The 12,502-nt window shown below is 67.9% G+C and carries 13 protein-coding genes; 3 read left to right on the top strand and 10 right to left on the bottom strand.

Translation table 11 applies throughout. From position 1 onward, the window contains the following. Positions 1–41: 41 nt before the first annotated feature. Both OC550_RS21410 and OC550_RS21405 read right to left on the bottom strand, forming a co-directional pair. Entirely contained in the window at positions 42–350 is a 309-nt protein-coding gene (locus OC550_RS21410) for a PRC-barrel domain-containing protein (protein ID WP_262107978.1), read from the bottom strand. A 97-nt stretch (positions 351–447) separates the two neighbouring features. Next, the gene (locus OC550_RS21405; protein ID WP_262107977.1) at positions 448–1,656 is read right to left on the bottom strand and encodes an MFS transporter; all 1,209 of its coding nucleotides are present in this window, start codon (positions 1,654–1,656) and stop codon (positions 448–450) included. A 174-nt stretch (positions 1,657–1,830) separates the two neighbouring features. Between OC550_RS21405 and OC550_RS21400 the strand changes: the two genes are divergently transcribed. Then, positions 1,831–2,520, top strand: coding sequence for a hypothetical protein (locus OC550_RS21400; RefSeq protein ID WP_262107976.1), 690 nt, complete (start codon positions 1,831–1,833; stop codon positions 2,518–2,520). A gap of 299 nt (positions 2,521–2,819) precedes the next feature. After that, complete coding sequence (locus tag OC550_RS21395; RefSeq protein ID WP_262107975.1) at positions 2,820–3,161, top strand: hypothetical protein; 342 nt, start codon at positions 2,820–2,822, stop codon at positions 3,159–3,161. A gap of 13 nt (positions 3,162–3,174) precedes the next feature. Here OC550_RS21395 and OC550_RS21390 read toward each other — a convergent pair whose 3' ends face one another. The 4 genes from OC550_RS21390 to OC550_RS21375 form a co-directional block, all read right to left on the bottom strand. Beyond that, positions 3,175–4,071 (bottom strand): SDR family oxidoreductase, encoded by an 897-nt coding sequence (locus OC550_RS21390; protein ID WP_262107974.1) that lies wholly within the window; start codon positions 4,069–4,071, stop codon positions 3,175–3,177. 85 nt (positions 4,072–4,156) lie between these two features. Beyond that, a complete protein-coding gene (locus OC550_RS21385; RefSeq protein WP_262107973.1) occupies positions 4,157–5,383 on the bottom strand; it encodes an amidohydrolase in 1,227 nt (408 codons plus the stop codon). 35 nt (positions 5,384–5,418) lie between these two features. After that, a complete protein-coding gene (locus tag OC550_RS21380) occupies positions 5,419–6,132 on the bottom strand; it encodes a hypothetical protein (RefSeq protein ID WP_262107972.1) in 714 nt (237 codons plus the stop codon). Positions 6,133–6,160: 28 nt separating this feature from the next. Further along, positions 6,161–6,919: a DUF5058 family protein gene (locus tag OC550_RS21375; RefSeq protein ID WP_262107971.1), complete on the bottom strand. Its 759-nt coding sequence runs from the start codon at positions 6,917–6,919 to the stop codon at positions 6,161–6,163. 141 nt (positions 6,920–7,060) lie between these two features. On the opposite strand from OC550_RS21375, the gene OC550_RS21370 reads away from it, so the two are divergent. After that, the gene (locus OC550_RS21370) at positions 7,061–8,062 is read left to right on the top strand and encodes an Lrp/AsnC family transcriptional regulator (protein ID WP_262107970.1); all 1,002 of its coding nucleotides are present in this window, start codon (positions 7,061–7,063) and stop codon (positions 8,060–8,062) included. Positions 8,063–8,111: 49 nt separating this feature from the next. Here OC550_RS21370 and OC550_RS21365 read toward each other — a convergent pair whose 3' ends face one another. The 4 genes from OC550_RS21365 to gcvT all read right to left on the bottom strand — a co-directional run bounded on the left by OC550_RS21365 (position 8,112) and on the right by gcvT (position 12,497). After that, complete coding sequence (locus OC550_RS21365; RefSeq protein ID WP_262107969.1) at positions 8,112–9,527, bottom strand: L-serine ammonia-lyase; 1,416 nt, start codon at positions 9,525–9,527, stop codon at positions 8,112–8,114. Between the two features lie 9 nt (positions 9,528–9,536). Continuing rightward, positions 9,537–10,862 (bottom strand): serine hydroxymethyltransferase, encoded by a 1,326-nt coding sequence (gene glyA, locus OC550_RS21360; RefSeq protein ID WP_262107968.1) that lies wholly within the window; start codon positions 10,860–10,862, stop codon positions 9,537–9,539. Continuing rightward, on the bottom strand, positions 10,859–11,239 hold the full coding sequence (gene gcvH / locus OC550_RS21355) for a glycine cleavage system protein GcvH (RefSeq protein ID WP_262107967.1): 381 nt from the start codon (positions 11,237–11,239) through the stop codon (positions 10,859–10,861). Before gcvH ends, glyA begins: the two co-directional genes overlap by 4 nt. A gap of 121 nt (positions 11,240–11,360) precedes the next feature. Then, the gene (gene gcvT / locus OC550_RS21350) at positions 11,361–12,497 is read right to left on the bottom strand and encodes a glycine cleavage system aminomethyltransferase GcvT (RefSeq protein WP_262107966.1); all 1,137 of its coding nucleotides are present in this window, start codon (positions 12,495–12,497) and stop codon (positions 11,361–11,363) included. Positions 12,498–12,502: the final 5 nt, after the last annotated feature.

Here is a 12,502-nt window from a genome sequence, read left to right as displayed (position 1 = left end):
CCGGTTCCAAGCCTCCCCGCAGTCCGGTCGGCGGGCGGAACTCAGAGGCGGTAGTACGCGGCCAGTTCCGCTTCCTGCTCGGGAGAGAGACCCTCTTCGGCATCGATGTCGAGGTTTGGCGAATCCTTGATTGTGTCGCCGTCGTACGCCACATGGACGTCGGTTCCTTCGACGCGGGCGCCGGCCATGGGCACGAAGCGGGGCTTGGTCTCCAGCAGGCCCAGTGTCACGGTAATCCAGGCGATCCGGCCCGATCCGCGGTCGCGGTGCACCTGGCCGACCTGCCCAAGTTTATGTCCTTCGCTGTCCCACGCGGTGGCGTCCTGCAGCTCGTGGATGTCTTCGTTCATTCGAATGCTCCTTAATAACCGCAACGGCACTTCCCCACTAGGAAGCCTGCTGAGTAACGAACCTAGCAGCAGGTTCGGACTTGTCAACGGTTTCGCCTCAGCGGGGCACTCCCGAGCGGTTGCCGTGGTGGCGCAGGAACAGGGCGAGCACCACGCAGAGCGCGTAGCCCGCGCCGACGAGAACCCAGCCGGTATTGAAGTTGCCCGTGGATTCCAGCAGCAGGCCGGTCAGCAGCGGCCCGGTGGCGAACCCGGCGTACATCCCCATCGAAACCACGCCGGTGGCCGCGCCGACGCGGGCGGCAGGAACAACCCTCATCACACCGGCCATGATCACGACATTGGTGCCAAGGATCGTAGCCCCGTGCAGGACCACACCCAGCCAGAGCAGCGCGGGAGCATCGAACTCGCCCGCGCCCAGCAGCGCAGCGGCTCCGAGCACTGCGCCGAGTCCCAGCATGATCAGCAACGAAGAGGCCCGCACGCCTCTCGCCATCTGTCGGCCCCAGAGGATGCGGGACGTCACGCCGACAACACCGGAGACGCCGGCGGCGATGCCGCCCAGCAGCAGGGAGAAACCCAGTTCCCGAACCGTGAAGAGCGGCAGGTAGACGTTCGTCGCCTGCATTCCCAGGCCGGACAGCAGGGCGTAGCTGGCGAAGAGCCAGACCGCGAGCGGGAACCCTTTGCCCGGAGCCGCGGCCGGTGCCGCCCGCGCGGCGGGAGGCCCCGGCGTCGTTATGGGCTTTTCGTCCGGAAGGCGGCGCAATCCGTAGAACAGAAGGGCGAGTGCGACGACGGCAGCGAGCCCCGTGGCGCCCTGCCACCCGACCCAGAGTGACATCACGGGGAAGAACAGGCCGGAGAAGAGCTGGCTGCCCTGCACCCCGGACTGCTTGACCCCGATCCACCCCGGACGTTTCGGCGGCGCCACGTTGTCGATGATGATCCGGTTGGTGGTGGGGTTCGATATTGCCTGCGCGGGGCCCGCGAGGACGGCCGCGACCAGCAGGACCCAGTAATGCGGGGCCAACGCGCCGACCACCAAGGCCAGCGCGGTGCCACCGAAGATCAGGATCAGCTGGGCGCGGCTGGAGATCCGGTCGCTGAGCCGGCCCAGCCACATGCTGGACACGGCGGCGCTGGCGAAGATCGCCGTCGCCAGCAGGCCGAACTGGCCCTCGGTGATGCCCAGGTCCTCGATGATCAGCGGGCTCGTCGCACTCAACCCGTAGTTCAGCAGCGGGCCGACACCCATGGCGCAGGTGAGGACAAACAAGAGGGCGCCGGCGGGCTGCTTGGTCATGTGCTGAGGATCTCCTGGTTCGTGGAGCGCGGCTGCCCCGTTATGCAGGGTACCCGCACGGGCAGCCGCGGCAGGAACCCGCGCCCCGGCCCCGGCTGCCGCGTTTCGCCTAGCGGCGAGGCTAGGATCAAACCGTGTCCCCACGGCGGGGACCTGTTGTTGGGGGAAGATCGCGTGGGGACTCGCTGGATGGAGCGCTCCGGCTCCAAGTCGATGGTTCGGTTCCGGCGTGCCCGGGCCGTGCTCATTCTGGTTATCGTGTTCTGGATCTGGCTGCTCTTGGGCGGGGCCGGCGGGCTCGATGCCTTGGCCGAATCGCCAAAGGCGCTGGTCCTGGTGCTCTACGCGAGCGCCGTCGTCGTCCCCGTATCCGCTCTCGCCGGGCTCACGGCCGGCGCCATAATGCTGGCCGAATGGCCCCGGCGGAGCGACTGGGCGGCAGGCCGGGCCTGGGTCTCGGTGCTGGCCCGGACAGTGGCCCCGGCCCGCGTGACGTTGGTCCGCCTGCCGACGTTGGTCCGCCTGCCGACGCTTGTCCGCCTGCCGACGTTGCGGCGCATCGCTGCGCTGGTCCGGGTGCCTGTGCCGCCGCGCCCGTCCGCATCTCCGCGGCTGGCCAATTCCGCCGCGGACCCCATGCTTGCCAGCCGGCGGCCAGCTCCCAAGGCTGCGACCGAACCGGCCCAGGACCCAGCCACTCCTCGGACCATTGTCCCGGCCCGGCCGCCCCGAATGCCCGCCGGTATCCCTGCACCACCGGTCCGGCTTCCGGGGCCACCCACCCGGATGCCCGCGCCGCCGACTTGCCCGCCGAGCATCGGAACCGCCGGGAATGCCCGGAAGGACGGCAGCAGCGCGACCTGAGCCGGGTGGCCGGCAGCGCGACCTGAGCCACGTGGCCGGCAGCACCGCTCCATGGGCCGGTTCGCTGGCAGCAGCCTCCCAGGCACGGGGCCAGTACCGCTGCGCGACCCGCCCCGGTGACCGGACAATAATGGGCGGGATGCCACGCAGGTGTGGGCTGGAATGCGGCACACTTCACTGGCCTGGGTGGTAGGATTCACCCCTCTTTCGCGCAGGGCGGACGTTGGCGGCTCGTAAAATTGAAGTGCCCCCACTATCCAGGCCGGCACCCCTTCTTACACACTTTCCGGGAGACCCCTATGCTTCGCACCCGTCAGCGTGTGGGCCACGACATCCTGCTGGCCCGCCACGGAAACACCATCACCAGCATGCGCCTCGACCGGCGCACCAACTCCGTTGTTGCGCTGCTGGACGACGGCCGGGTGGACCGGGCCCCGAACCTGATCTCCCCCGACATGCCGGAGACGGTGGGGTTTACGGGCCTGACCGCTGACGACCGCAAGCTGCTGGGCATCATGACGGGTGCCTTCGCGGGCCTGGGCGCGCTGATGGTCGGCGGCGTGCTGGCCATGGTCCAGTTCGGCCAGCAGCTCGGCCTCACTGAAGCGGCCGCCTACATCCCGCAGTCAGCCGGCTTCTGACCGGCAGCTGCGGCTACGGGGCGGGCATGCCGCCGTTGACGTTGAGCGTCTCCCCCATCACGTAGCTGGACTCGGAGGACGCGAGGAACACGTAGGCCGGAGCCAGCTCGGTCGGTTGGCCGGCACGCCCGATGGGCGTCGACTTCCCGAACTCCGGCAGTTCCTCCTTGGGCTGGCCGTCGCTGACCTGCAGCGGCGTCCAGAACGGTCCCGGCGCAACCGCATTGACGCGGATCCCGCGCGGTGCCAGTTGCTGGGCCAGGCCCTTGGTGAAGTTGTTGATCGCGCCCTTCGTCGCCGCATAGTCGATCAGCGTGGGCGAGGGCATGTATGCCTGGATCGACGTCGTGTTGATGATCGAGGATCCCGGCTCGAGGTGCGCTAGCGCAGCCTTGGTGATCCAGAAGAACGCGTAGATGTTGGTCTTGAACGTCCGGTCGAACTGCTCGTCGCTCAGGTCCTCGAGCTTCTTCACGGCGATCTGCCGCCCCGCATTGTTAACGAGGATGTCCAGCCCGCCGAGGCCGTCCGCCGCGCGCTGGACCACGTCGCGGCAGGTCGCCGAATCCGTCAGGTCGCCCGGCAGCTGCACCACCTTGCGGCCTTCCTTTTCGATCAGCTCCGCGACGACCTTGGCATCCTCCTCCTCTTCCGGCAGGTAGGACATCGCCACGTCGGCCCCCTCGCGGGCAAAGGCGATGGCAACCGCGGCGCCGATGCCCGAGTCCGATCCCGTGATCAGCGCCTTGCGCCCCTCCAGCCGGCCGGTCCCGCGGTAGGTATCCTCGCCGCGGTCCGTGTGCGGGACCAACTCCTTGTCCAGCCCCGGTTCCGGCTGGTCCTGTTCGGGCGGCTCGATGCTGGGGTAGCGCGTGACGGGATCCTGGAAGGTGTACTGGTCCTGGGCCATGGGACGGCTCCAATCTGCCTCGGAATTGGTAAGCTTACTTACCAGCCTAGGGGGAGCCGTCCCGCTGTCAACGCCCTGCCCGGAATCAGGCTCCGACCCGCGAGAGGAGCGCCGCGACGGCGGCCTCGACTCCGGTGGAGAGCGTCGGCTCCATGACAGGCCCGAAGAACGGCGAGTGGTTGACCGGCACCGACCCGCTGGCCAGCGTCTCTTCGGAGTGCCCGCCGAAGAACCAGAAAACGGAAGGGACATCGATGGCTTCGGCCAGCGTGCCGAAGTCTTCGGAGCCCATCAGCGGCTCCACCTCGCTCACGTTCGCTTCCCCCAGCGCTCCGCGAAGGGCCTCCACGGCCGCGGCGGTGGCAGCAGGATCGTTGTAGTTCCGCGGGAAGGTGTAAAGCTCCTCGATGGTCGGCTCCGGCGCGTTCGAGGCCTCGGCCTCCGCCTTGATGATGCGCCGGAGCGCTGCGAGGACCCGGCCGCGCACGTCGTCGTCGAACGTCCGGATGTTGAGCGTGAACTCGGCCGAGGCGGGAATGATGTTTTCCTTCAGCCCGCCGTGGAAGGTTCCCACGGTAACGACGGCGGCGCGCCGGGGATCGATTTCCCGGGAGACAATCGTCTGGATCCGGGTGATTATGTGCGCTCCAAGCACGATGGGATCGACGGCGTCCTGCGGCTGCGAGCCGTGCGACTGCTTCCCGTACAGCGTCACCTTCCAGGAGTCAGCCTGGCTCATGGTGTGCCCCGCGGCGTACTGGATGGTCCCGGCCAGGCCGGGCATCACGTGCTGGCCGAAGATTACCTCGGGCCTGGGCGCCTTGGACCACAGCCCGTCCTCCACCATGGCCTTGGCTCCGGCCGCGGTCTCCTCCCCGGGCTGGAAGATGAACACGATCGTGCCGGACCAATGGCTTTTCGCTCCCGCGAAGAGCTCCGCCACGGTCAGCAGCGCCGCGGTGTGGGTGTCATGTCCGCAGCCGTGCATCACCGGGACCTCGGTCCCGTCCTCCAGGGCGCCTGTGGCGGTACTGGCATAGGGCAGTCCCGTGTCTTCCCGGATCGGCAAGCCGTCGGTGTCCGCCCGGAAGGCGACCGTCGGCCCCTCCCCGTTGCTCAGGATACCCACGACGCCGGTACCGCCACAGGCGAAGGTCTCCAGCCCGCAGGCCCGGAGCCGCTCGTCGACCAGCGCCGCGGTCTTGTGCTCCTGCATGGACAGTTCGGGGTGCGCGTGGAGGTGCCGGTACAGGTCGTGCAGGCGGTCCTGCTGGTCGGCGGTCAGTCGGAAGTGCTGGGGCAGCGATGTCATCAGGGGTTCTCTCCTACGGAAGGGACGTAATGCAGTCAGGCTACGACGGCGGAGGTGCGCTTGCGGGCAAACCACGCGATGAAGATCGTGCCGATCACGGAAAGGGCCGTGGACATCATGGTCAATCCGGGCACCAGCGGCAGGAGGACGAACTGGACGACCAGGACGACGCCGAACGCGATCAGCGTCGGCCGCAACTGCTTCATGGACACGATGGCCTGGACGATTACGGCGCCCATGACGGCGGGCAGCACGTACAGGCGCGCCACGGCAATGAGGTCCTCGGGGATGACGCTGATCAGCCAGGTGCCCAGGAGGCCGACGAAGACCAGCAGGGACGTCAGGTGGACGGCCGCGGCGCCGCAGATCGCCATCACGGCGGCAAGATCGCCGCGCTTGGTTCCGGGCTTGGCGCCGATGTTGGCCTGCGCGACCAACGCCGAGGGCAGCAGCTTGTTGGAAATGTTGCCGATCATGAAAGCCTGGTACATGGCGGCCGGGCCGAGGATCGGGAAATAGGTCAGCGGCTCCACCAGCCAGATGACGAAGAAGGTGCCCGCCACGGCGGCGAACGCCGTCCAGAGCTGGGACGTTGCCACGTCCAGGTTGCCGAACACAACGAGGTACATCGGGCCGGCCAGCGAGATGATGAGTCCGGCGATCATGGTCAGGCGTCCCCAGCGGGACGTGGTGCGGTCGAATTCGTCGAGGCTGGCGGTGCTGGCCTCGGTGATCAGCGATGTCGACATGGGAGGAGTCCTTTTCGGTTCTGGTGGATTAGGCGACGGGACCGAGGCCGGCGCCGTGGGCAAAGTAGGCAACGGCCAGGCCGGCGAGGATCGCGAATCCCAGACCCCATTCGCGCAGCCAGTTCTTGGCGAGCTTTTTGGACAGGAAGACGCACAGTCCCATCACGGCCGCCGCGGACAGCAGCGTCACCACGTGGGCGGCGCTCTTGGGCAGTTCCGCGGTGCCCAGGGAGATGAAGGCAGCCAGCAGCGCCGCCGCGGGCACCACCGTCATGATCGCCGGATTCACCTTGGCTAGCTTGTGTCCGCCTCGCTTGAGGATCGGAGTGAAGATCAAAGTGGCCAGCATCCACATCGCGCCGCCCAGGCTCATCGCGAAGAAGGCCACGGCGAAGACCTGCTGTGTGTAGGTGTCGGCGCCCAGGGCGGCGCCCATCGTGGTCGCGGAGATATTGGCTGCACCCGTCTCGTAGGCGGCCGATCCGATCAGGCCGATACGGACCAGCACCGCCGGCGTGCCGAACAGGGCCAGCAGCGCCACCGCCACCAGCACCACGGCCAGCGACGGGCCGATGGCGGCGATCGCGCCGGAGCGGAAGGACGTCTTGAGTTCCGCCTCTGTCATGCCGGCCGCGGGTGCAGCCTTGCGGGCGGCGCGGATGTAGATCACCGACTGGATGATGATCACCGCGAAGACGCCGAGACCGCAGATCCACAGGATCGGCGAGTTGGCGACCGCCAAAATGTCCGTGGAGCTTCCGTCCAAGGGTAGGGCGAGAGGTGTCATGATGCTCTTCTCCGTGTGCGAAGCCGTGGGGTACGTACTGAAAACTGACTTATAGTCTGCAGTGATGTGCCCCACACGGAGATAAATCGCTGATAATATGCACTGAGACCCCGAAGGATCGAAAAAACGATCAGGAGCCCCATGGAACTGGACGAGGAGGACTTGCAGCTCATCAACGCGCTGCAGATCGGGCCGCGCCTGCCCTGGACGCAGCTGGGCGAAGTGCTGGACCGGCATCCGACGTCGCTGGCGGCCCGCTGGGACCGGCTCACCTCGGCCGGAGTGGCGTGGATCAACGCGCATCCGCTGGGCGACCCGCAGCAGATGACCCTGTCGTTCCATGATGTGCAGTGCGATCCCGCCCGCCGCCAGGAGGTTGCGGCCGCCGTGGCCCTGCTGCCGGATGTCTTCACCATTGAGGAGTGCCACCGCAACCGGGACATGATGCTCACCGTCATCACGCCCAGCACCACCTGGCTGGCGGAGTCCGTCTATCCGCAGCTGGACCGCATCCCCGGCCTCATCCGCTACCAGTCATCCTTCTGTACCAAGCTCCATTACGGCGCGGCCGACTGGCAGTTGGGCGCACTCTCCCCCGGCCAGGTGCGGAGGCTGCGGGAGCTGGGCGCGCCGCCGGAGCAAAACCACGGGCCGCTTCCAGCCACCTACCGGGACATCATCCAGCAGCTGGCCCGCAACGGCCGGGCCACGGCGGCGGACATCGCCGAGGCCACGGGGCTGCATCCGGCGACGGCCCGGCGGCAGTTGCAGCGCATCCTCAGCAGCCGGACCATGACCTTCCGCTGCGAGGTGGCCCACAGCCTCGCGGGCTATCCGATTGTCTGCCAATGGACCGGGCGGCTGCCGGCAGGCGACCACGACGAGGCGGCGCGTGTGCTGGCCGGCCTGGGCGGACTGCGCCTGTGCGCCTCGACGACCGGGGCCACCAACTTCATGTTCTTGATGTGGCTTCGCCGCCCGGCGGACATCATGGCCGCAGAGCGCTCCATCGGGGAGCTGATCCCGCGGCTGGACCTGGTCGAGAGCGTCGTCGTCGCCAGGATCCCCAAGCGCGTGGGCTGGATGCTCAATCCGGACGGAACGGCGAGCGGGGACGTCGTGGTCCCGGGCGAGGCCTGGTAGGCCGGTCCGCCCGGGACCATAGGGGACGCAATGCCCCTTCAGCGCGGCGTCAGCACTCCACCACGTTGACGGCCAGGCCGCCCATCGCGGTTTCCTTGTACTTGTCGCTCATGTCCTTGCCGGTCTCGCGCATGGTGATGATGACCTCGTCCAGCGAAACCCGGTGCGTGCCGTCGCCCCAAAGCGCCATCTTGGCCGCATTGACGGCCTTGGCGGCGCCGATGGCGTTGCGCTCGATGCACGGCACCTGCACGAGTCCGCCGATCGGATCGCAGGTCAGGCCCAGGTTGTGTTCCATCGCGATCTCCGCCGCGTTCTCGACCTGCGCCGGCGAGCCGCCGAGCACCTCCGCGAGGCCGGCCGCCGCCATCGAGGACGCGGAGCCGACTTCGCCCTGGCAGCCGACTTCGGCGCCGGAGATCGAGGCCTGCTCCTTGTACAGCACGCCGACGGCGCCCGCGGCGAGCAGGAACTTCACCACGACGTCTTCGCGATCCTGCTGGGTGGCCTTGTCCATGCCGGGCGCGTAGTGCGTGGCATAGAACATGACGGCAGGGATGATGCCGGCGGCGCCGTTGGTCGGAGCCGTGACCACGCGGCCGCCCGACGCGTTTTCCTCGTTCACGGCCAGCGCCACCAGGTTGACCCATTCCTGCCAGTACTTGGGGTCCCGGTCCTTGTCTTCCTTGCGCAGCCGGTCATGCCAGTCAGGCGCACGACGGCGGACGTTCAGCCCCCCGGGCAGGGTGCCTTCGCGCTTGATCGCGGAATCCTTGCACTCCTCCATAACCTGCCAGATGTGCAGCAGGCCGGAGCGGATCTCCTCCTCCGAGCGCGAGGCCTTCTCGTTGAGCATCATGATGTCGCTGATGCCCAGGCCCGTGTTGCGGCAGTGGTCCAGGAGCTCGGCCGCCGTGCGGAACGGGTACGGCAGCTGCTCCTTCGACTCCTCGAGCTCCTCCGCGGCGGCGTCTTCCTCGCCCTCGCGGACAATGAAGCCGCCGCCCACAGAGAAGAACGTTGCCTCGTGGAGCACGTCCCCGGCGTCGTTCTTTGCTTGCAGCTTCATGCCGTTGGTGTGCCGGGGCAGCACGGTCAACGGGTGCAGGACCATGTCCTCCACCTTGTAGTCGATCGCGGCCCCGGCAGCACCGCTGACCTGGGAGCAGAGCTGCAGCCTGCCGGATTCCGCCATGTCAGCCAGGCGCGAATCGACCTCGTCGGGAAGGATCAGCTCCGGATGGAAGCCTTCCAGTCCCAGCATGACTGCCGTGAAGGTGCCGTGCCCGCGGCCGGTGGCGGCGAGCGAACCGTAGAGGTCCACCCGCAGCCCGGCCACCCGGTCGAGGACTCCGGTCGAAACCAGCTCCTCGGCGAAGACGGCGGCGGCCCGCATCGGACCCACAGTGTGCGAACTGGAGGGGCCGATGCCGACAGTGAAGAGATCGAATACGCCTACAGCCATGATGGCCTCCTAGTGCCCTTCGGTTTCCTTGGAGACCGGAGCGACGTCCGGGTACAAGGGATGTGCTTCCGCCAGGGCGTCAACCCGGGCCTTCAGGCCCGAGAGGTCCGCATCCGGACCGGCGATGAGCGCCTCGGCGATGATGTCGGCGACCTCGCGGAACGCCTCCTCGCTGAACCCACGGGTAGCCAGCGCCGGGGTGCCGATCCGCAGGCCCGAGGTCACCATCGGCGGCCGCGGGTCGAACGGGACGGCGTTGCGGTTGACGGTGATGTCGATCGCGGCGAGCAGATCCTCCGCCTGCTGCCCGTCCAGCTCGGAGTTGCGCAGGTCCACCAGGACCAGGTGCACGTCCGTGCCGCCGGTCAGGACGGTGACGCCCTTCGCGGCCACGTCCGGCTGCGACAGGCGCTCGGCGAGGGCCTTCGAACCGGCCAGGGTGCGGCGCTGGCGCTCGGCGAATTCCTCCGATGCGGCAATCTTGAACGCCACCGCCTTGCCCGCGATGACGTGCTCAAGCGGGCCGCCCTGCTGGCCCGGGAACACCGCCGAGTTGATCTTCTTGGCGATGTCCGCCTCGTTGGTCAGGATGATGCCGCCGCGCGGACCCGCGAGGGTCTTGTGCGTGGTGGACGTGACCACGTGGGCGTGCGGGACCGGCGACGGGTGCAGCCCGGTGGCGACCAGTCCGGCGAAGTGCGCCATGTCCACCATGAGGTAAGCGCCCACGGAATCGGCGATCCGGCGGAACTCGGCGAAGTCCAGCTGCCGCGGGTAGGCGGACCAGCCTGCGACGATCAGCTGCGGCTTGTGCTCCTGCGCCAGGCGCTCGACCTCGGCCATGTCGATCAGGTAGTCCTGCTCGGAGACACCGTAGGCCACGACGTTGTAGAGCTTGCCGGAGAAGTTGATCTTCATCCCGTGCGTCAGGTGGCCGCCGTGCGCCAGGTTCAGGCCCAGGATGGTATCGCCGGGCTTGATCAGCGCGTGCATGACGGAGGCGTTGGCTTGCGCGCCGGAGTGCGGCTGGACGTTGGCGAAACCGGCTCCGAAGAGCGCCTTCACCCGGTCGATCGCCAGCTGCTCGATGACATCCACGTATTCGCAGCCGCCGTAGTAGCGGCGGCCCGGGTAGCCCTCGGCGTACTTGTTGGTGACGACCGAGCCCTGCGCCTGCATCACGGCGACGGCGGTGTGGTTCTCCGAGGCGATCATTTCCAGGCCGCCCTGCTGGCGGCGCAGCTCGTTGTCGATCTGGGCGGCGATCTCCGGATCGAGGGCGCCCAGGTCAGCGTTCAGGCTGGCGCTGGTGACCGCCGTGAGTGCCTGCGTCATGCGACCTCACCGCCGTTTGCCGAAGCGTACTCGTCGGCGGAGAGCAGCGGGCCCTCTTCGGAGACCTCGACGGTGAAGAGCCAGCCCTCGCCGTACGGGTCGGAGTTCAGCAGGGCCGGGTCGTCGATGGCGGCCTGGTTGACCTCGACCACGGTTCCGGTCACCGGAGCGTAGAGGTCGGAGACGGACTTGGTCGACTCGACCTCGCCACAGGTCTCGCCCGCGCTGACGGCGGAGCCGGCCTCTGGCAGGTCAACGTAGACGACGTCGCCCAGCGCGTCGGCCGCGATCTGGGAGATGCCGACCTTAACGGGGCTGGCGCCGTCTACCCACTCGTGCTCGGCGGAGTAGCGCAGGCTGGACAGGACTTTGCTCATTGGGAGGAACCCTTTCAAACAGAAGGTGATGGAAAACGGGTGGCACCGGACGGGACCCGGCAACAAGGCTACGCGTCGGCGTTCAGCCTTGTTGCCGGATCCTGAGCCGCCGGTGGTTTTGTTACTTTTCGCGCTTGTAGAAGGGCAGGCCGACGACCTCGAAGGGCTCTGCCTTTCCACGCAGGTCGATGTCCAGCTTGGTGCCCGGCTCGGCGAACTCGGCGTCCACGTACGCCAGGGCAACCGGGTAGCCGAGGGTCGGGCTCGGCTGGCCGGAGGTAACCTCGCCGACCGTCTTGCCGTCCTTCAGCACCGGGTAGTGGGCGCGTCCCGCGCGGCGGCCGAGGCCCTTGAGCCCGACAAGCTTGCGTGCAGAGCCCTTCTCCTTCTGGGCTACCAGCGCCGCGCGGCCGACGAATTCGCCTTCCTTCTTCAGCGCGACGACGGGGCCGAGGCCTGCATCGTACGGGCTGAACTCGAGGGAGAGCTCGTTGCCGTACAGCGGCATTCCGGCCTCGAGGCGGAGGGAGTCGCGGCAGGCGAGGCCGGCCGGAACCAGGCCGTGCTCCTTGCCGGCTTCCAGCAGCGCGGTCCACAGCGCGGCGGCCTGCTCGTTCGGCACGTAGATCTCGAAGCCGTCCTCGCCGGTGTAACCGGTGCGGGCCAGCAGCAGCTTGGCCGGGGCGCCGCCCACGGTGAAGGTGACGTCCTCCGCGGCGTAGTACTTCATGTCGCTGACGACGCCGGCCTCGGCGGCCGGGACCAGCTTGTGCAGGATGTCCACCGAGTCCGGACCCTGGACAGCCACCAGGGAGGTGGCGGCCGTGGCGTTCTCCACGGTGACGTCGAAGTCCTTGGCCCGCTCGGCCATCGCCTCGAAGACCGCGTCCGCGTTGCCTGCGTTCGGCACCACGAGGTAGCGGTCGTCACCGCGCCGGTAGCTGATCAGGTCGTCGATGATACCGCCGTCCTGGTTGCAGATCAGCGAGTACTTGGCCTTGCCGACGGCGATCGCCGACAGCTTGCCCACCAGGGCGTAGTCGAGGAACTTCGCTGCGTCCGGGCCGGTGACCCATAGCTCGCCCATATGGGAGAGGTCGAACAGCCCGGCCGTCTTGCGGACGGCGTGGTGCTCGGCCAGTTCGCTGCTGTACTTCAGCGGCATCTGCCAGCCGCCGAAGTCCGTGAAGGACGCGCCGAGCTTCTGGTGCTCTTCGTACAGTGCGGTATAGCGCTGCGTGGTGGTTTCAGCATTCATGGTCT

Origin of the sequence: Arthrobacter sp. Marseille-P9274 (genome assembly GCF_946892675.1) — a bacterium.
GTDB lineage: Bacteria > Actinomycetota > Actinomycetes > Actinomycetales > Micrococcaceae > Crystallibacter.
The sequence above is the reverse complement of the archived record's forward strand: the minus strand, read 5'-3'. Positions and strand labels throughout refer to the sequence as shown.